A 20,079-nucleotide genomic window follows, 5' to 3' on the forward strand; every position below is an offset into this window, starting at 1 on the left:
AAATTTACGGAACAACAAAAAATCACTTTGTTATTTGAATCTCAAACTTATATACAAAGTTGATGACCTTCATCTTGAATATTTCTTCAATTAAAGTCGTCTGTATTCATTGGTGAACTTTCACTTTGATTTTATAAACAATTAAACAATATTAGATTGATTAATTCTTTTGAGGAGAGATAATATGGGTCAAATTAAAATTTACGGGGTTAAAGAAAAGCTAAATCCAATTAAGGAAACTTTATCGAACGTAGTTCATTCTTGTATGGTTGATGCGCTTAAATATCCTTCAGATAAGAAATTTCATCGTTTTTTCCCTATGGATAAAAATAACTTTTATTATGCAAATGGAAGAACTGAAGCATATACCATCATCGAGATTAGTATGTTTGAGGGTAGAACAGTTGAATCAAAAAAACGATTAATAAAGTTGTTATTTGAACGTATTAGTACAGAATTAGAAATATCCCCTCAAGATGTTGAGATTACTATTTTTGAAACACCAAAACATAATTGGGGCATAAGGGGATTACCTGGTGATGAGTTGGTTTTGAATTATAACGTAAATGTGTAAGCTTAGAGGTGGTTATTTACTAACCACCTTTATCAAACTTCTTACTTTGTATAGCAGCCATGATTTAATGACCGATTCATCAGAACGATGAGAAGCCACCTTATTTAAAAAATAAAAATCGCTTGGTTCAATTTCCATTTTTGCAATAGGTAATACGGATCGTTCACTTACCCACTCATTGAATTTAATAACACCTTTACTTATATTGATAAAGGTGTCTTCTGGCAACAAATAAATCATTCCAGTTGTCCACGGCATATTTATAAGTGTTGGTTTAGTTAAAGAATAAAAGTGAAAATACTTTTTGCCATTCGTGGAAACCGATCCATTTCTTATATTTCCAACTATTTTACTCTTATCTAAAATTGCATAGAAAATGGGCCACATTGGATCTTTGGTAGCAAATATTGCCGTCGTCATTTCCCCATTAAATAAGGTCTGCCTGCGAGGTTCAAAAGTATGTATATCTTTATTATTCGAGCCATGTAAAACGACTCGTTTATTTTTTGATAAGAAATAAAGAAATTTGTATTTGGGGATATCTAGGTTGTAGGCGATTAATTTATCCGCTTTTTTACAAGAACTTTCGAATAAATGATTAAAGGCGTGTTCTTCTTCTTTACTAATCGATATTTTTGGTAAAGGATAGAAGATAATACGCAAAAGAGTATTCATAAGTACTGTTTTCAACCAAATTCCCCCGACCTTCACTATATCTTCCCCTCTTTTATCCATCGCTGGATTCTATAACTTCCGTAAATAGATACTAGCAAGAGAATAATGCTTATTAAGACCCAAATGAACAACTCGTTAATTTTTAGTAATCCTTTCTCGTTTTTCACAATAAAAATAATAACAGCAGCAAACATTAAGTAACACATAATATTTGGGATAATCCATATCACTTTTTTCAAAAAAGACTCCTCCTGAAATTGTTTCAGAGTAGTAGATTTATATTCCTTTATACCAAATCAAAGCACGCTCTTCCATTTCTTTCACAAATGTTTTTTTAGCTAGGCTATATTCTCTTGTGTCATCAAACTTTCGAGCCAACTGTTCTTTGAAATTATTATATTTTTCTGCTTCTTGTGGATAAGTACGAAGATAATCACGAAAAATTAAATGTCTTTCAATATGTGGATTATTTTGTTGATAACAATGTATATGATGAGTTCTGTTTTCTCCGCCTTTTCGGAATAATCTTCTTCCTGGAATACCCCATTCTCCGGCAATGTCATATCCAAGGGAATCCATTTTATCATTGAATGAATCTATCTTTCCTATATCTTTCACGATACACATCATGTCGATTACAGGCTTAGCTTTTATACCTCTGACTGATGTACTCCCAAAATGCTCGAATTTGATTATTTCTACACCAAATATTGATTTTAGGAATTGGGCTTCGTCCTGAAACATTTGAGCCCAGTTTTCGTTAAAATCTGAGAGTCGCACTTTCATGGAGATCTCCTTTCAAATTCGTTATCCCTCTTTCTTCCTGTCAAAAGGATTTTAGAAATATAAATTTATAAATTCAACAGTGGAAGAAGGTCTTCGTGTTTAAACATAGTTTCACTTTCTGGGAAAGCTTGAGATATGAAACAGTCAATTGTACTAATTAATGATTTAAGAGCTTTATTAACAAAACCATTTTCGAATTGATTCAGAGGAACTGGCAACTCATCTTCGTCTAAGATAACAAAATGTCCATTTGGAAAAACAAGGATATCTATAATCAAATCTTCAAAAGAAACCGTAGTATCGGTAATATACGTATTTTTTACGATATTAAAATAGGAACCTAAATAAGATCTTTTTTTTCTCTCCAAATATACAAATTAAATGGTTGATCTTTATAATAGTATGCAAGTGTATAACTACCTTTGAGAATAGTTAGTTCGTGTTGATTATGTATCATCGTAAAGGGCTCTTTAATTTCATGAAAAAGGATGATACTTTGTTTCTCGGCTTGTAATAAAATACATTCATTTTCAACAATGACAGAGTCGTAACGTATTTTTCTTTCGGTTATTATCTTATGTTGAAAAGGTTGATTCATCGGATACACTTCAGTAATCTCCCTTCTATTTTCACCATATGTCTACCTACTGCAATTCTGATTATGTTTTTTTCAATTCATAGCTTCTTTATAATTGAACCTTAGTAAAGCATTAGATGTTTCTGAACCTTAACAACTAATTTTAAACCAGCCTGCATCATGTAGAAAGTCGTTTCTAGTTAAGGTTTGACCAGAAATCAATTGTCGATAAGAATTTATAGTACCATCATGTGATACGATATAAATCTTTTCTTTATTGAACTCTCTACATCTACTAATAAACTTTTTTGTTATTTCTATGAATCCACTTTCCGGCATAGTATTTATTCCTTCAGACCATAATTCCACAGGAGATGTCATATCAATTTCAACGTTCGGATATTCCGATTTGATAAGATTTATATCTAGAATTTTGTCACAAGGTAATGTTGTTGCATTAGGAAGAATAGGAAACATTCTTGGAGATACTAATGGGGTTATAATCTTTCGGCAAGGCACATTTTCACTCCAGATTAAAGCAGTTTCCAATGTTCTTCTTATTGGGCTTATTATGATAATGTCTTCTTTTGATAAAGGAAGATCACTTCTTAATAATCTTGCTTGTTCTACCCCTTTTTGTGTTAATGAAGGGTCGTTTAATTGAAGGCTAACAGGAATATCCAGTGTATGCTCACCCTGCCCATGGCGAATAAATATTAACTCCACCTGATCTCTCCTTTTATTTTTTCGGTTATTAAGTCTATTCCTCGTTTAATTTTGTAATCCTTCTTTGACAGATTTAAAAACCGCTCGAATTATAAAAATCCAAGCGGCCTCACATCAAACATCTTATATTTTTTGACAAACATATATCATTTGATAGCTATCATTCGTAATTGGCGTTTCGTTCCAATCTTTATAAAGATGTAGAACTTTAAATCCATGGGCAGATAACATTCGTTCCATTTCCTTTGGAAACACGTATCGCAAACTAATATTTGTTCTCTTTTCATTTACCATTTCATCATTAGTGTTTTTATATTTCCTAATCGTTGTATAATGCTGAATCTGGTTCAGGCTGTCATAATTGCTGATTGTATAAACATCCACTTTATTCCCAGTTTCACGGTCGATATACGTTCTCCAATATTCCTCTGAGCTTGGTTGTAATAATTCCTCCGTACTCGGAAACCTTGTGCCAAAAATAAAGATTCCTTCATCTTCTAAATGTTTATGCACAGAAGATAACAGTCCATCTTGCGCTTCATTACTAAGGAAATGTTGAAAAGAATTCCCAACTGTATAAATCAATCCACTTTTACCATCTAATTCAAACTTGGTACAATCTTGCTCAATCCATTCGATTGGCAGATTCTGTTTAGATGCTTTATTTTTCGCTTCGTTTAACATTCCACGATGTATGTCTACCCCAATCAGTTGATAGCCTTCCTTCGCTAATGGAATCGTAGCTCTCCCTGTACCACAAGCCAAATCAATGATTGGTCCTTGTTTTTTTGCCGCCCATTTCAATAAAAATGAAATATCTTCATTATAAGAATCATTTTCTTTATCGTATAATATTGGATCATTGTATTCTTCGGAATTATATAACATTTATTTACCCTGCCTCTTCAAATTAGCGATTTCACCATCGTATAATAACTACTTCCCGGGGGATAATCTTTGATTTCTCCGACCACTTCGTATCCCTTTTTTTCATAAAAAGATCGTGCTTGGAATTCATAAGTCGTTAATAGTGCCTTTTTTGCCCCTTTATCTATTGCGATTCTTTCGGCCTCTTCAAGTAATAGTCCTCCTAATCCTCTACCTCTAAATACTTCATCGAACCATAATTTGTTTATTTCGACCCAATCCCAGTAAACTTCAGCGGTTATACCTCCAACCCATTTTTCATTATCATCCGTAACAATAATATTAATTGGCTGTCTTGAACCTTCTTTCCTTACCTCTTTATGATGCAAGGAGTGTTCATTATTAAACTCTCTAATCATTTTATTTAGAAAGGATGAAAATTTATCATTATGTTCTAAAACAACTTCTATTTTATAGTTCATACTAATTACCTTGTCTTCCTCTGACCCATCGTAACTTTTTCCCTTTATCTTTTTGAGCTTGGGCAAGTTGTTGTTTATCTTCTTTTCTCTCTAAATAAGCTAGTTCTTTCTGCAATTTAAGATAGCTTTTATACCGTTCAGCATCCAATTCGCCTTGTTCAATAGCCTTGCGAACCGCACATCCTGGTTCACCATTATGTCCGCAATCTCTGAATCTACAACGGGATGCCAAATCCTTGATATCGGAAAATCCTTGACTGAGCCCTGTATCTGTTTCCCAAAGCTGCAACTCTCTCATCCCTGGGGTATCGATTAATATACCTCCTTGGTCAAGGACAACGAGTTCGCGGTGGGTTGTTGTATGGCGGCCACGATCATCGTCCTCGCGGATGTCGCCTGTTTTTAACGTTTCTTTTCCAGTAAACGAATTAACTAATGTCGATTTTCCAACACCGGATGATCCAAGAAGGGCAACCGTTTTTCCTTCTTGTATATAATCGGAAAGGGCTTCAAGTCCAATGTTTCGCCCCGCACTTACAACATGAATGGGGACTCCAATAGCGACTGATTCCGTTTCACTTACTTTCTCATCGATATCCTGACAAAGATCGGCTTTGCTTAAAATAATCACTGGATTCGCTCCACTTTCCCAGGCCATCAGCATATATCTTTCGATTCTTCGTACATTAAAATCCGCATTGAGAGCAGCTACAATAAATACAGTGTCTACATTGGCTGCGACAATTTGTTCTTCAGTTGTAGCCCCCGCTATATTACGGGAAAATTTACTTACTCTCGGTATAACATTATGAATCGTTGCTTTCCCCTCTTCATTTCTTATGGATAGCACGACCCAATCCCCTACTGCTGGATAGGCTCCTCGACCCGCAGCATTATATTGAAATTTTCCGGACACTTCAGCTAATACTTCTCCGTGTTCTGTTAAAACTCTGTACATATGCTTATGTTCTAAAGCAACTCTTCCTACTGAGTAGCCCTCTTGTTTATAAGTTTCAAATTCACTTTCAAATTGTTGATTCCAACCTAAAGTTTTTAATTCCATTATTAAGATTCCTCCGATTTTTTTCCAAAAAAAATAACCGCAAGTCGCGGTTTCTGTTTTTTGTAATATGGGCATACGTATCCCGTACAAATATAAAACCATGAGCTTATATGTGCCCATGGAAAATGGATGAATCAATGGATTTTAATATTAGCGTAAATTGACACCATGATCCACGGGCAGTATGAAATTTTCTTGAATAATATTGATTACATTCGACATACTACATTCCTCCCTTGGAAAATCATGTATAATTTAACATTTTTAGTTTACTATGGTACATCCCCATTTGTAAAGGATTAAAATCTTTTCTTTAAATACTATTTGGTATATTCTAAAATATAAACATCCGGTGAAACTAGGAGGAACGTTTTATGTCCATGAAAAAAGTATTAACTCTCGCTGGCTCCGATTCAAGTGGCGGTGCTGGAATACAAGCAGACCTAAAAACATTTCAAGAACACGACGTTTATGGAATGACAGCTTTAACATCTATCGTAACGATGGATCCAGATAGTAACTGGAGTCACGGTGTTTTTCCAATTGATGTATCTATTGTCGAGCAACAATTGAAAACAATCTTATCAGTCGGTATTGACGCAATGAAAACAGGAATGCTCGGATCTGTTGATATCATCGAACTCGGCGCCCGAAAAATTGATGAGCATAAATTGGATAAAGTTGTAATCGACCCTGTTATGGTATGTAAAGGGGAAGACGAAGTATTACAACCTGAAAACACAGAAGCATTACGTGAACTTCTCGTACCCCGTGCAACAGTTGTAACTCCAAACCTTTTCGAAGCATGGCAGCTTGCTAAAACTGGCCCTATCAAAACGATCGATGATATGAAAGAAGCAGCTACAAAAATTCATGAACTCGGTGCAAAAAATGTGGTCATTAAGGGTGGTAAAGGCTTAAACCATGACAAAGCGGTTGATCTCTTCTATGACGGAAAAGAGTTTGTACTCCTTGAAAAAGAAAAATTGGAGACAACATACAACCATGGTGCGGGCTGTACATTTGCTGCAGCCATTACAGCAAATTTAGCTTACGGTAAACCTGTAAAAGAAGCGGTTTCCGCTGCCAAAGAATTTGTTACAGCTGCGATTAAACACGGCTGGAAGCTTAACCAATATGTAGGTCCAGTCATGCATGGTGCTTACAATAAGAAAGCCTAAGTGAATGCCAGGAAAGAAATGTTGAATTAACAACGGCATGGCTTTAAAAGGGTGGCTTTTTATAGTTACTATCAAAAAAATATAACGGCGTGTTTTAATACGCCGTTTTTTTCATTGCGAATTTATTAATTTGTATCATTAAATTAACTTATTTATAAATGACTTAACATGTTTTTGAAAAGCTTCCGGTTGTTCACTCATAACATAATGTCCAGCATCTGGAATTACTGTTAAGTTTGAGCTAGGGATTGATTCATGTAAAAAATGAGAAAGTTCGAGAGGAGTAAGAATATCATCTTCACCCACAATGACTAATGTAGGAACATTAATCTTATCTAGAGATTTGCTCAAATCGTATTCATTTAATGCTTCAAAATCTTGAATAGTACTATCCACAGGAGTTTGAGCAAGACAATTTCCGACCTTTTGATGCACAGTTTCTGATGTTTTGGGAGAAAAACCAGCAAGAAATGATTCTTGAGTAAATTCACCTTTTCTAACCTGTTCCAAAAACTCCTGAGGAATTTCTAGTTTTGCCCCAGTCGCAACAATTACAATTCCTTTTATTTGATTTAATCCATCAACTGCCATTTGTTGGACAATTGCGCCACCCATAGAGTGACCTACTAAAACAACTTTCTTTCCTTCTAGATAGCTGGAAGCAAATTCGTAAACTATATCTGCGTATTCGCGAATAGATGAAAAAGCTGGTCCTTCCGATTGACCGTGTCCTGGGAGGTCGAACACTATTACATTATTATTTTCACTGAAGGCATTAACATGTTCTTTCCATATATAATGGTTTCCCCCACCTCCATGAATAAATAGAATAGTGATATCTGATTGGTATTGTTCGATTTCTTCATAATAAACTTTTTTTCTTCTTAAATTTATAAACGGCATGTTACTACCTCTTTCTAACAATATTTTTAATACTATACTGTTTGAAAACTTTAATAGAACAACTTTTTTATTCTGCTACTTTATTTGTATCCTTATTATGTGGTTTAGAGAGATCCACTTTATTTATAGCTAAGAGTATGGATTCCGAGGTATTGCAAGGGATTACGCTAAAAAAAGGGGTACAAATAACCGCTTTAATTAGCCTGTTAATGCGAGTGTAAATAATTTTGCGATTTTTCCGAACCCATTAATTCTTTTTCTGGGTGTTTATATAGGACAAATGATCATTTTATTAGTAAAATATGTTTATCGTTCCTTAAGGAAGGGGGCCAAGTAAATGGAAAAGATTAATACACTAAAGGTGCAACAACATATAAACGATTTTGCAGGAGAAAGTGTTTACATACATCTAGAGACAACAAATGGTGCATACGCCTCACATAATAATGAGTCATTTTTTTCGGCAGGGGCTTATATACGTAACGCGCAAGTGTGCTACGAACATGGAAAAATTGTAGGAGACGGCCCATATCGTGTTGGCTTAAAGCTTCCTATTGGATGGATTTATGCAGAAGGCCTTACACATTTTGAGCTGGATAAGCTAGGACGCTTGCTTTTAGCTGGTCACGGGAATGATGGAAAATTAGCTGTGGCTTTAGAAATTAGCAAGACGCCATTCGAATAAGTTTTTAGAAAGGAGATTGTGCCGATGGAGAAAGAGCGCCATGTATTAGTTGTGTTCCCACACCCAGATGACGAGGCATTTGGGGTTTCTGGAACCATCTCAAGTTATATTAAAAACGGATCACCCGTTACATATGCTTGTTTAACTCTTGGGGAAATGGGTAGGAATCTTGGAAATCCTCCGTTTACGACAAGAGAATCATTACCTAAAATTAGAAAAGCTGAACTTGAGGCTGCCGCAAAATCAATGGGTCTTACAGACTTAAGAATGATGGGGTATAGAGATAAAACGCTTGAGTTTGAAAATGATGAAAAACTCGCAAATATGGTATTTGAACTTATTGAAGAACTTAACCCATCGCTCGTTATTTCATTTTATCCAGGGTATTCTGTCCACCCTGATCATGAAGCGACAGGCAGAGCTGTCGTTCGTGCAGTAAGAAGACTTCCAAAAGAAAGCCGACCAAAATTGCATTGCGTCGCTTTTTCGAAAAATACAGAAGCCGAAATTGGCCCAGCTGACATTCATTATGATGTAAGTGAGGCATGGGAACAAAAGCTCGGAGCATTAAAAGCCCACATTTCCCAAACGGCTTGGATGCTCGCAGATATGGAAGAAAAGCTTTCTGCCAATGACCCAGCATTACTAGCCCATTGGCAAAAAGAACGTTTTTGGACGTATGATTGGGAAATTGATAAAGTATTGTAAACCTGGTTAGGAGTTCTAACCGGGTTTTTATTAATGAAAATTGCACGATTTTCGTTCCAAATACAGCGTTTTTAACAAAGTTTCGGTGTTTATCACAATAAAATAGACGATTTTATTGTCTATTATATCTGTTTCATGTTTCTATTAGCCGATTGCGACATTTATTGGCCAATTCACCCGAATCTAATTGCTGTTTCAGACTTAATTAGAGTGGTACAGTCCCTTTATTCCTGTACCTTTTCCCCTGTCACAGCATTTATAAAAACATGACAATCAATCATTTGCGTTGGCTTTAAAACCTTCTTGTCAAAATCGTATATATAATAAGGCTCGAAAAAGATATCTTTTTCTAACAGCTCCAATGCTTCGCCTTTCGTAATTTTCACATCAAATTCTGGCAATTCCTTTCCCATTTCACTGAATAACTTTCGCTTATCCAAAACATGAAGCAATATACACTCATTTGCGTCATATAAAAATTTGAATTTATCTAGAATCCGATCCAAGCGATTAATAGGTATCACGCCGGCATGTAAAAGTCCGTTTTGTCTTTCAATATTTTCTACCTGCCATTTTCCGCTTTCTTTCGGACGGTGCACTTTTAAATAATTCGAAATCATTTTTACAAATTCATTTTTTTCGTCCACCGTAATTGGAAGGCAATCTGGATGCGGAATATATAATGACATTTCTTCTTCCGTAATGATTTGAGATTCGTAAAACTTCTCCCACACTGTGCCGACTACTTTATCAGGGATGCGCATTTCCTCGGCGGTATCCTCCTCATTCCAATAGAGGACTAAATGACTTGGAACAACATCTATAAATGCTTCTTCCACGCCATATAAAAGTTGGTATCCATCTTCTTCTGGAAACCCAAAAAGAACAACTTGCTTTTCTTTAAATTCATCCATATTCAAAATAGACTGTTCTTGCTCCAATTCTATTGCTGGATAAAGCCCATGAAAGAAACCAGACAAAGAATAAAACACGATACTTCCTTGTTCATTTACTTTAACTTCAATATAACCTCCAGGTGATACCTTTCTTCCATTTATCATAGAAGAAAAGAAATATTCTGTGCAGTCACCATCTTTATTTTGCCTACGAATTTGAAAGTCGGTGTTATACTTTAATCCAGTATTTAACTCAATCCACTCCACAACATCATCTAACCCAGGACTCGTAAGCAAAGGTGGATTTTCCCTTAGATCCTCACTCATTACAACTATGAAGCTTGTTAAAAACCCGTATGTCAAATTTACTTCTGCATATATCGTTCCGGGAGGATTCAAATCTTCTTCCATTTCCGCTCCCAGAGGAAACCATTCCAATTCCAACTTATATTCCGTTGTTTTTATCACGGAGGCATCCCTTTTGATCGATGTATTTTTCAAATCGAAACGTTCTAATCCCCAATTTTTCTCGATTTCCTTAATCCATCTTTGAATCACTTAATACACCCCTTGTATAGAAAAAAGGCCCCTATCACTAGAAGCCTTTTCCATAATTATATACTTTCTTGTTTCAGAGCATCAATGATGTTTTCCTTCTTAACTTTGGAGCTTGAATAGAGCATCGATGTACCGACGATAAGGAAAACTGCCACAATTACATAGACAATACTTAACCACGGTAGTGAGAAACTATAACTAAACGAATTCGCTAAGGCCTTATAGATAAGAAGCATACATATGACACTCAATGGGAGTCCGTAAATTAATGCCTTTATTCCATAAAAAATGCTTTCGTAGTTAATCATTTTGTTAAAACCTTTTGGTGTCATTCCTACTGATTTTAGCATCGCAAATTCGCGTTTTCTTAAAGAAATGCTCGTCGAAATGGTATTCAAGATATTCGCAATCGAAATCGCTGTAATTAACACGATAAACCCATACGTAAAGACAGACATGATCATGACCATTTGTTCTTCCTGCTGACGGCTTTGGTAAACGTTTCGGATGTAATGCTTTACTTCTTCCATTTCCTCTATTTTTTCCTGAGTTTTAAGTGGGTCATTACTATTTAAATACAGCATTACTGAGAATTCTCCGTCAATACCCAATTGTTTTAAGGTTGACTGAGAAACTACTATATCCAAACCACCAGGTCCCCCTGGATAAGCTCCCATTGGAAGCTGATTCGTTAATGCAGCAACGGTCACTTTGTTCAAATATGTTTGTTCATCTGTTTCCATATCATTGGAATAAAGATCAATGTTCTCCCCGACCTTTGTATGAATGGCCTTTGTCTCCACATATTTTCCTGCATCACCATCTTCATACTTAATCGTATCAATGACAATTGCCTTTAACCCCGTTTGGAGTTCGTTATAATCAGCACCTACTTCTTTCGCATAAACTTCTAAACTTTTATCATCTAACACATAAAGATTAATATAATAAGGATATTTCCCATCTATTAGCTGACTATTAAAGTCTTCAAATGTACGTAGCACATCTGCGGTAGCATCCTTTTCTACCCGCGATGTCAAACCATGCACTTGTGACATAAGATTACTCTTCGTCACTTCATCCATCGATAAAATAGTATTGGCCAGCTGGTCGTCTCCTTCATGCCCTAACTCCATCATGATGTCAAAGCTTTGTCCATCCTGTGAAAGCGATAATGATTTTTTCAAATTCGCTGTAAAATATGCAACTGATAAAAAGAGCATAATACTAATAACAAGCGAAAAAACAGTAGCTTGATATCTGCGCTTATTTCTTTTTAAATTCTTCAAACCAATTTCAGCTTCAATTCCAAATACCCTGCGAACAAACTTAGAGGTTTTTACTGCCTTCCTCGTAAGCTTTACATCCGTTGATTGACGGATAGCATCTATAGCAGAAATTCGAGATGCTCTAATAGCTGGAATAAAAGTTGAGATGAATATTGTAATAATCGATACCAAGACGGCTACGAGAATAGAACCTGGAGTTACGGTCACTTCTAACTTTTCACTTACTCCCATCGCTCCTTGAATGATGGAATTAATAAATAAAAATGTTATTCCCATCCCTGCAAGACCCGCAATAATGCCAATTGGAATACTAATCAAACCAATGATAAATCCTTCAAAAAATACCGAGTTTTGCTTTTGTTTCTTTGTTGCCCCCACACTCGAAAGCATCCCTAAATGCCGGGAGCGTTCCGAAACGGAAATCGCAAAAGCATTATAAATTAAGGATACTGATCCGATTATAATGATGACCATGATGATAGCCGATAATGAATATAGCGTTGTACGCATACCTTCACTTTTTATCACACCGTAATAACGCAGTAAATTGTAATTAAATTCAACATTCTCTATCTGATTTTTTTCAGCTAATTTTTCTGCATGATCAAATAAAGAAGTTTTAATTTTGTTTACGACGACGGTTGCATTCACCAGATTATCTTTACCGAGTAATCCTTCATCAAGATAGGAAATGACCGTATAACCTGGTGACCAAGGTGGCTCCCATGTAGGGCGTTTGATTGTACCAACTATCGTGAATTCTTTTGTTGATGTATCTTTAAGCTCTTCATTTATTTCACCTTTTTCATTAGTCATTAAAGAAAAGGTTTGATCCATCGGTCCACGTATCTCAGGATCATTTGCGGTCCTCTTACCAACATCTAGTGTGATGATATCGCCAATTCTATAATCAACTTTGGCGTTATTAATAATTTCATCCGAAATGACAATTTCATTTTCTGTTTTTGGCAATCTCCCGCTGCTTAACTCTATTGGAAACTGCTCAAAGCCGTAACGATTATATTCTTTAATAAATAAATACGGCTTATTTTCATTTTTACTACCTTTTAGTAATGCATAGCCTAGATCTTTTGAGAGTACGACTTTTTGCGTATTCTCATCTTTTTTTATGGTATGAACCTGGTCAATGTCTACATCTTTATAAAGAACATGCCATTCCCCTTCATCCGCAATCGTCTGCCTTTTCATTAAATCCATAAAAGAAACACCAATCGTTGCTACTGCTGTGAGCATTGCCACAGAAATGATAACCCCAATAATCGTGACAAGGGTTCGCCTTTTATTCTTCCTTAGATGTCTAATTGTCAGTTTGTTGACAATGTTCATGGACGAACCACCTCATCCTTCGTTACCCGACCGTCTTCAATGGCGATAATACGGTCTGCTTGAAGAGCAATTCTTTCGTCATGTGTAATAACTATAAGAGTTTGATTATACGTTTTATTAAACATTTTTAGTAAATCGATAATTTCCCCGCTATTTTTACTATCAAGATTTCCCGTTGGCTCATCCGCAAGCATAATCGCCGGATTGCTAATTAGCGCTCGACCGATTGAAACCCGCTGTTGCTGTCCACCGGAAAGCTGATTCGGTAGATGACCCAAGCGGTTCTCTAAATTTAACTTTTTAACAATATCATCAAATTGCTTTTTATCCACTTTATGTTGGTCCAGCAATAGCGGTAATGTAATATTTTCTTCTACTGTCAAAACCGGAATGAGATTGTAAAATTGATAGATTAAGCCGATTTGTCTTCTTCTAAAAATCGCTAACTGTGTTTCATTAAGATTGTAAATATCCGTATTATCCACAAATACCTTACCACTCGAAGGTCTATCCACACCGCCGAGCAGATGTAAAAGCGTAGATTTACCAGATCCAGATGGGCCGATTATCGCGACAAACTCGCCTTTTTTAACGGAAAAAGAAACATTATCCAATGCTTTAACGGCAGTCTCACCTTTTCCATACACTTTAGACAGATTTTCTATTTTTAAAATTTCCATCGTAAAACCTCCATCACATTTACTGTTAATTATAGTTTATCTGTCTTAAATGACTTTCAAGTGACTTTGAAAATGACAATTTAGTCACTTAAGAAGGTATTCATATAATAAAAAAGACGGTAAAGTGCTGGACACACCCTACCGACTGGCACAATAAAGTTCGCTTTAATGAAATAAAAAAGTAATGTCGCAAGTAGTCATCACCTTACCCCCTTCTATACATCCAGGAGGTACAAGCCTTCCATCCTTAACTTCACTATATTATGCCTACCTGCTATTTGGGTCGTATTTCCAGATTATCATTCTCTAAATTACTTGTTTATAAAACTTAATCCTAAATTGTGTCCCCTTCCCTTTTCCACTATCAACACTGATATCCCCATTTTGACTTTTTATAATGCTATATGCCATCGCAAGTCCAATACCTACGCTATCTTCACTTGCATTTTTCCCTTTGTAAAAACGTTTAAAAATATACGGAAGATCTTCTTTCGGTATGCCTTTTCCATTATCAGCAATTATCATCTCCGTGAACAACGCGTTTTCTGTAAAGGAAATCGTAATTGTTCCACCTTCATCGGTATGTTCCACACAGTTTTTAAAAATATTAATAATTGCTTCCACCGTCCAATTGAAATCTCCAATAAATGAGACAGTGTCCTCACCTTCTATCGAAACGGTTTGCTCTTTAATATCAATTGGAATGAGGACCGATTGCATGGATGTATGAATCAGTTTCTGCAATATGATTTTATCTTTTTTAAACTGAACCGTACCTGCATCTATTTTTGATAGCTTTAATAATGAAGAAACTAGCCATTCAATCCGCTCGAGTTGAACTCGTATATTGCGTGTGAATTCCACTCTTTTTTCCTTTGGCAGTTCGGCATCACTTAATAAATCAGACATCACCATCATTGAAGTTAACGGTGTTTTTAATTGGTGGGATATATCGGAAATTGCATCTGTTAGTTGGATTTTATCTTTTTGTAAAAGCGAGCTCTGTTCAGAAAGCATTAATGTAACTTTATAAATATCGTTTTTTAAAATACTAAGTTCGCCTTCATGGTTGTCTCTTAAATCGAGAGAATAATTGCCACTAGTAATTTGACGTAAATAACTGGACAACTTTTCAATTTCACGATATCTCCAACTCGTAAAGATGAAACAGGAAGTAATCAGTAAAATAGATACACTCGAAACAAGAACAAAGGTAGACGTTGAAATAAAGAATGCCACAATCATTGCCGCCAAACTGATGGAGCACATAACTAGTAATAGAATCTGAATCTCTTTATTCCGCAGCATGTTAATCGCCAACCTTATAGCCCAGTCCGCGTACCGTTTTAATAATGGTTGGATTTTGCGGTTGGTCCTCTAGTTTTTCTCGCAATCTTTTGATGTAAACCGTCAATGTATTGTCATTCACAAAGTCCCCTGCTACATCCCAAATTTGCTCAAGCAGCTGGTTTCGGGAAAGAACTTGTCCAATATGATTGGCAAAGATTAGCAACAAACGATATTCTAACGCTGTTAAAATTACCTCAACGCCATTTTTATATACTTTTCCCTCAAGCGTGTTGATTCTAATATTGTTCATTTCAATAAGCGTTTTTGACTGGGCTTGCTTGTTATATCTTCGTAAAACTGATTTAATTCGGGAAAGCAGCTCGCGAATACGGAATGGCTTCGTAATATAATCGTCTGCCCCCATATCGAGCCCCATTACGACATTAACTTCGTCGTCCACGGCAGTTAAAAAAATGACCGGAACATCGCCCTTCTCTTTAACGATTTTACACAATTCATAGCCGCTTCCATCTGGCAAAGACAAATCAAATAAACATAGAGCAATCTGATCAAGTTGTTTCGCTATTATCTTCTTAGCTGAATCAGCATCGTGGCATAAAATCGTGGAAAAATGATCCTGTTGGAGGGAGTATTCAAGTCCAGAAGCAATCGTTTTATCATCTTCCACAAGTAAAATTTTCATATGTAGATCACCTTCTCGTGAATCATTATGTATAAAGTGTAAGGAATATGGGTTGATTGTGCAATAACTATCATTGTAATGAAGGGATTGACGAGTAGAATGCTGTACGAGTGTCGTTATGAAGATAGATTTTATAGAAATAGCATTTGGAAGCGCTATCCATTTCTATGATATAATAAAATTATACAGTTACATAAGCAGGGTGGGCAGCGACCACTTCCTCGTAGAGAGGAGGTGACGCTGATGGTAACTCTATACGAAGCAATAGTCTTGATGATAATGTTCTCAAGTCTAATCGTATCAGTAGTCGCCGTAGTTATTTCTCTATATAAAAAGAAATAACCCTCCCTTGCTTTGACCCGGCATAGGGGGTTATTTCTTCCTTGGGTCGCTGCACTTCATGCAGTGTAGCTGTATGTTGGGATGCCAGCTGCAACTGGCGTCCCTGTTTAATTTATGCTGTATATCTATATTATATTCATACCCTTTACAATTGTAAAGATAACATGGTACAAGGCAGGTGCAGGATAATTGAAGGTCAACAACGAAACAGATATCATTCGCTTAATTGAACAAGATTATTGGATGATGGATATTTTGCACTATGCAAAATCTCTCAAATTACCCGATTGGTGGATTTGTGCAGGATTTGTTCGTTCGAAAATTTGGGATGAATTACATGGGTTCACTAAACGAACCCCACTCTCAGATATTGATGTCATTTATTATGATCCTAACAATTTAAAGGAAGAGACTGAAAAGGAATATGAGGATCACCTACGAGCACTAAATCCAGCTATTCCGTGGTCGGTAAAAAACGAGGCGAGAATGCATTTACGAAATAATGTACCACCCTACGAATCTTCCATTGATGCTATATCAAAGTTTCCGGAAACTGCAACGTCTTTGGGAGTAAAATTAGATTCCAAGGATCGCATTATTTTAACGGCTCCATATGGAGTTCATGATGTCATTCACCTAGAAGTAAGGCCGACTCCCTATATTTTAGAAAATCAACTACTAGCTACACTATATAAAGAACGCATTCTAAATAAAAATTGGATTTCCACTTGGACGAATTTAAAGATATTTCATTGTTAAATGGAGTTGATTTAGCTGAATAACGAACAGATTTATCTCACTAGTAGAGTGCAAAGAGTCTTTCGTATTGCTGAAAATGAGGCACTTGCAGCTAATAGTATTGTATTGACTCCCGGCCATATACTCTTAGCTTGTTTTCTCGAAAAAACAGGTGTATTGGAGGAAATTTCATTAAGATGCAATATAGATTTAGACTTATTAAGGGCAGTAATTGAGCCTAAAAATTCTCCTATTTTTAGCGACTTTTTTACAGTCCCGGTTACTGAAGAAGTGGGAATGTTTATTGAAAAGCCTATTACTTATATGAAAAGATACAAGCAAATTTATATAAATGAGGGACATATACTTAAGGCCTTATTGACGACAAATACGGTTGACTTCTATTTATCCGAGAAAGATAAGAAAATAATTATGGCTCTCGGAACGACTTCACGCGACATGATTACTCACCTTGGTAACTATAACCTTCGCGACATTAAGCATCCACCTTTTATTCGAAAGGTGAAAAAAGACGATTATAAAAAACTTATTCAATTCGTAAAGAAGTATTTTTCCGAGGAATGGAGACAAACGATTGAAAAAGGATTTTGTGAAGAAAACCCTACCATCTACGTTGCTTTTGAAGGAAGTAATACAATAGTAGGTTTTGCAGCCTATGATGTCTATCAAAATAAAAAATGTTATTTTGGTCCAATGGGGGTACACCCTTCACAACGAACAAAAGGGATTGGATATTCATTGTTACATCACTGCTTAAAAGATATGAAAGAAATAGGATATTAATATGCAATTATTGGAGAAGCAGGTCCAATGGAGTTTTACGAGAAAGCTTGTAACGCAGTAGTGATTCCAACGCCTGTAGAAATCTAATAAAAGATTATCATAATAATGAGGATGTAATTTTAAACAAAGAGGCGGGATTCGTTTTGTTGTTTATTGTACTTTTCTTTTCTTTAATAGGTTCTACAATAATATCGATGTGGATATTTTATAAGAGCAATCATAAATGGTTAAGCAACTTATCATCTTTATGCATGAACACGCTCATTTTAGGTATGATGTCATGGCTGTTTTACAATTTTGACGAAGAAGCTAGAGCCTTTGGCTTTGGATATTCTAGCATGATTTATCTGATATTTTATATTCCCATTTTAACGTGGATCAACTTTTTCATTCTTGAATACGTGATTTTTAGGAGGAAAAAAATCTACGACAAAAACGCTTTTTAATAAAAAGCGTTTTTGTTCATACATTTATTCATCTGTATTTCCAGATTGCCTGCTATAATTCCTAAAAATCATACCATTCGTCCTGAACATTCCGAAATTCTCATAATAAGGAACTAAATCATCATCACAACATAGATCAATCATATATATGTGATTGAGTTCGTTTAGCATCCGGCTAACTAATTCCTTACCGATCCCTTTATTTTTGTATTCCGGTAATACTTCTAGAAGTGGAATGTATGCTGATAGAACTCCGTCACTTATTGCTGTTATGAATCCCACTACTTGATTATCAGTTTCATCTATTGCGATAACTACATTGCTACTGTTTCTTAAAAGCTTTAGGTGAGTTTGTGGATTTGGTGGATTTGGCCAATCTACAAAAAAACCGTTTAGCATATCAGATGAAATTCCATCAAGGGTATTTTTATATATCATATATATCATCTCCAATTTTGTTATTTATTAGGAAGATGATATATATCAACAGTAAAGTAACAAAATGATAACCGCCTTTTTTATTGAGAAGTTTCCATTTGCCTAAGTGCTTTCATTATCGCTTTGGCAACGCCATCTTCATCATTCGTATCTGTTTCGTATCTGCAAATATCTTTTATTTCCTGCTCGGAATTTCCCATCGCTACTGAATGGCCGACAATTTTCAACATGGATAAATCATTATAGTTGTCGCCCATCGCCATCGTGTCTTCTAGTGATATGCCCTTATCTTCTACATATCTTCTAAGTGCATTTCCTTTACGAGCTTCGTGATGCATAACTTCTAAGTTGTTTCGACCTGATGAAGTCACTTCTAACCCACCGATTTTTTTTAGACGCTCACTTGCTTCCATTAATAATTCTTCATCCATTGAAAAAGCAAGAAATTTATATACATGGCAATCTGTCTCTTCAAATATAGGATTAAAATCATCAATTATATGAATGAGTCGCTGATGAAATCGCTCGTCGGCAGATTCACGGATCTTATTAACATCTTGTGATGGGTTCGCTGTATGATAAATATCAACGAGTGCTTGTATTCCTTTTTCATAATCAGTTGTAAAGGTCCCACCAGTAGTATAAAGTTCAAAGTAAATGTTCAGATCTTCAAACACTGAAGTAATCTTCGCTCCAGTTGGTCCATCCAATCCTACAGAGTAACTGACATTCCCTTCCATATCACGAATTTCCCCACCATTTACACAAATGGCTGGCAATGTAAGCCCAGTCTTATTAAGTACATAACGGACTTCGTTATACGCCCTTCCTGTTACCAAAACGAAATCAATTCCCTTTTCCAGAGCTGCTTGGATGGCGCGAATATTCTCCTCACTTACCTCTTGCCTTGCATTTAATAACGTCCCGTCCATATCTGATGCAATACATTTTATCAATTTTCATTGCTCCTTCATTATGCTAAACGCACTTTTCTATTGTGAACAATTCTATCTGAAAAAGAGTATCAATGCAATGAAATGGGGACAGGTCCGATTAGACCTGTCCCTTTTGGACCTGTCCCCATAATCTCTAATTCTCCTTTTTAAGTCACGTCCCTCTATTAGGTTTTTAGAATAAAAAATGGGATATAGGTAGTGAAAGATATTAAAAGCCACAGAAGGATTTTTTCCTCTGACTTTATTAGGAAATTGCCATTTAATACATTTGGCATTTCTCGTCTTTTGAATTAAAATGAAAAACGTTGAATTTTTATAACGAAAGGTGAACATCATTGAAAAAACTCAATATTATACCGAAGGAT

The 20,079-nt window shown here is 35.7% G+C and carries 22 protein-coding genes and 1 pseudogene; 7 read left to right on the top strand and 16 right to left on the bottom strand.

Annotation, left to right across the window (positions count from 1 at the left end):
- Positions 1-184 precede the first annotated feature (184 nt).
- Complete coding sequence (locus tag KHA93_RS14115; protein ID WP_213111309.1) at positions 185-574, top strand: tautomerase family protein; 390 nt, start codon at positions 185-187, stop codon at positions 572-574.
- Between the two features lie 12 nt (positions 575-586).
- Here KHA93_RS14115 and KHA93_RS14120 read toward each other — a convergent pair whose 3' ends face one another.
- The 8 genes and pseudogenes from KHA93_RS14120 to rsgA form a co-directional block, all read right to left on the bottom strand.
- Entirely contained in the window at positions 587-1,264 is a 678-nt protein-coding gene (locus KHA93_RS14120; protein WP_213111310.1) for a hypothetical protein, read from the bottom strand.
- Positions 1,265-1,284: 20 nt separating this feature from the next.
- Positions 1,285-1,479 carry a hypothetical protein gene (locus KHA93_RS14125; RefSeq protein WP_349772356.1) on the bottom strand — a complete coding sequence of 65 codons (195 nt, stop codon included), beginning with the start codon at positions 1,477-1,479 and terminating at the stop codon, positions 1,285-1,287.
- A gap of 46 nt (positions 1,480-1,525) precedes the next feature.
- Complete coding sequence (locus KHA93_RS14130) at positions 1,526-2,035, bottom strand: GrpB family protein (RefSeq protein WP_213111311.1); 510 nt, start codon at positions 2,033-2,035, stop codon at positions 1,526-1,528.
- Between the two features lie 65 nt (positions 2,036-2,100).
- Positions 2,101-2,633 (bottom strand): annotated as a pseudogene (locus KHA93_RS14135) (DUF402 domain-containing protein).
- Between the two features lie 129 nt (positions 2,634-2,762).
- Positions 2,763-3,338 carry a histidine phosphatase family protein gene (locus KHA93_RS14140; protein WP_213111312.1) on the bottom strand — a complete coding sequence of 192 codons (576 nt, stop codon included), beginning with the start codon at positions 3,336-3,338 and terminating at the stop codon, positions 2,763-2,765.
- 123 nt (positions 3,339-3,461) lie between these two features.
- Positions 3,462-4,226 carry a class I SAM-dependent DNA methyltransferase gene (locus KHA93_RS14145; RefSeq protein ID WP_213111313.1) on the bottom strand — a complete coding sequence of 255 codons (765 nt, stop codon included), beginning with the start codon at positions 4,224-4,226 and terminating at the stop codon, positions 3,462-3,464.
- A 17-nt stretch (positions 4,227-4,243) separates the two neighbouring features.
- Positions 4,244-4,687: a GNAT family N-acetyltransferase gene (locus KHA93_RS14150; RefSeq protein WP_213111314.1), complete on the bottom strand. Its 444-nt coding sequence runs from the start codon at positions 4,685-4,687 to the stop codon at positions 4,244-4,246.
- A 1-nt stretch (position 4,688) separates the two neighbouring features.
- The gene (gene rsgA, locus KHA93_RS14155) at positions 4,689-5,750 is read right to left on the bottom strand and encodes a ribosome small subunit-dependent GTPase A (RefSeq protein ID WP_213111315.1); all 1,062 of its coding nucleotides are present in this window, start codon (positions 5,748-5,750) and stop codon (positions 4,689-4,691) included.
- A gap of 374 nt (positions 5,751-6,124) precedes the next feature.
- Between rsgA and pdxK the strand changes: the two genes are divergently transcribed.
- Positions 6,125-6,931 (top strand): pyridoxine/pyridoxal/pyridoxamine kinase, encoded by an 807-nt coding sequence (gene pdxK / locus KHA93_RS14160; protein ID WP_213111316.1) that lies wholly within the window; start codon positions 6,125-6,127, stop codon positions 6,929-6,931.
- A 138-nt stretch (positions 6,932-7,069) separates the two neighbouring features.
- On the opposite strand, the gene KHA93_RS14165 is transcribed toward pdxK, so the two are convergent.
- Positions 7,070-7,834 carry an alpha/beta fold hydrolase gene (locus KHA93_RS14165; RefSeq protein WP_213111317.1) on the bottom strand — a complete coding sequence of 255 codons (765 nt, stop codon included), beginning with the start codon at positions 7,832-7,834 and terminating at the stop codon, positions 7,070-7,072.
- Between the two features lie 337 nt (positions 7,835-8,171).
- Here KHA93_RS14165 and KHA93_RS14170 point away from each other — a divergent pair, with 337 nt between their 5' ends.
- Positions 8,172-8,519, top strand: coding sequence for a YojF family protein (locus KHA93_RS14170; protein ID WP_213111318.1), 348 nt, complete (start codon positions 8,172-8,174; stop codon positions 8,517-8,519).
- Positions 8,520-8,543: 24 nt separating this feature from the next.
- The gene (gene bshB2, locus KHA93_RS14175) at positions 8,544-9,227 is read left to right on the top strand and encodes a bacillithiol biosynthesis deacetylase BshB2 (protein ID WP_213111319.1); all 684 of its coding nucleotides are present in this window, start codon (positions 8,544-8,546) and stop codon (positions 9,225-9,227) included.
- A gap of 224 nt (positions 9,228-9,451) precedes the next feature.
- On the opposite strand, the gene KHA93_RS14180 is transcribed toward bshB2, so the two are convergent.
- The 5 genes from KHA93_RS14180 to KHA93_RS14200 form a co-directional block, all read right to left on the bottom strand.
- On the bottom strand, positions 9,452-10,681 hold the full coding sequence (locus KHA93_RS14180) for a hypothetical protein (protein ID WP_213111320.1): 1,230 nt from the start codon (positions 10,679-10,681) through the stop codon (positions 9,452-9,454).
- Positions 10,682-10,737: 56 nt separating this feature from the next.
- Positions 10,738-13,317: an ABC transporter permease gene (locus tag KHA93_RS14185; protein ID WP_213111321.1), complete on the bottom strand. Its 2,580-nt coding sequence runs from the start codon at positions 13,315-13,317 to the stop codon at positions 10,738-10,740.
- Positions 13,314-13,997: an ABC transporter ATP-binding protein gene (locus KHA93_RS14190; protein WP_213111322.1), complete on the bottom strand. Its 684-nt coding sequence runs from the start codon at positions 13,995-13,997 to the stop codon at positions 13,314-13,316. The genes KHA93_RS14185 and KHA93_RS14190 overlap by 4 nt, the downstream gene beginning before the upstream one ends.
- A 306-nt stretch (positions 13,998-14,303) precedes the next feature.
- Positions 14,304-15,305 carry a sensor histidine kinase gene (locus tag KHA93_RS14195; RefSeq protein ID WP_213111323.1) on the bottom strand — a complete coding sequence of 334 codons (1,002 nt, stop codon included), beginning with the start codon at positions 15,303-15,305 and terminating at the stop codon, positions 14,304-14,306.
- A 1-nt stretch (position 15,306) separates the two neighbouring features.
- Entirely contained in the window at positions 15,307-15,990 is a 684-nt protein-coding gene (locus KHA93_RS14200) for a response regulator transcription factor (protein WP_213111324.1), read from the bottom strand.
- A 243-nt stretch (positions 15,991-16,233) separates the two neighbouring features.
- On the opposite strand from KHA93_RS14200, the gene KHA93_RS23295 reads away from it, so the two are divergent.
- The 3 genes from KHA93_RS23295 to KHA93_RS14210 all read left to right on the top strand — a co-directional run bounded on the left by KHA93_RS23295 (position 16,234) and on the right by KHA93_RS14210 (position 17,874).
- Positions 16,234-16,332 carry a putative holin-like toxin gene (locus tag KHA93_RS23295; protein WP_233711168.1) on the top strand — a complete coding sequence of 33 codons (99 nt, stop codon included), beginning with the start codon at positions 16,234-16,236 and terminating at the stop codon, positions 16,330-16,332.
- 189 nt (positions 16,333-16,521) lie between these two features.
- Complete coding sequence (locus KHA93_RS14205; protein ID WP_213111325.1) at positions 16,522-17,091, top strand: nucleotidyltransferase family protein; 570 nt, start codon at positions 16,522-16,524, stop codon at positions 17,089-17,091.
- Between the two features lie 48 nt (positions 17,092-17,139).
- Positions 17,140-17,874 (top strand): GNAT family N-acetyltransferase, encoded by a 735-nt coding sequence (locus tag KHA93_RS14210; protein ID WP_349772300.1) that lies wholly within the window; start codon positions 17,140-17,142, stop codon positions 17,872-17,874.
- Positions 17,875-18,344: 470 nt separating this feature from the next.
- On the opposite strand, the gene KHA93_RS14215 is transcribed toward KHA93_RS14210, so the two are convergent.
- Together KHA93_RS14215 and KHA93_RS14220 are read right to left on the bottom strand one after the other, a co-directional pair.
- Positions 18,345-18,758 carry a GNAT family N-acetyltransferase gene (locus tag KHA93_RS14215; RefSeq protein WP_213111326.1) on the bottom strand — a complete coding sequence of 138 codons (414 nt, stop codon included), beginning with the start codon at positions 18,756-18,758 and terminating at the stop codon, positions 18,345-18,347.
- Positions 18,759-18,838: 80 nt separating this feature from the next.
- Complete coding sequence (locus tag KHA93_RS14220) at positions 18,839-19,714, bottom strand: Cof-type HAD-IIB family hydrolase (protein WP_213111327.1); 876 nt, start codon at positions 19,712-19,714, stop codon at positions 18,839-18,841.
- Positions 19,715-20,079 lie beyond the last annotated feature (365 nt).

It is taken from the genome of Lederbergia citrisecunda (genome assembly GCF_018343695.1).
Lineage (GTDB): Bacteria > Bacillota > Bacilli > Bacillales > Bacillaceae_C > Lederbergia > Lederbergia citrisecunda.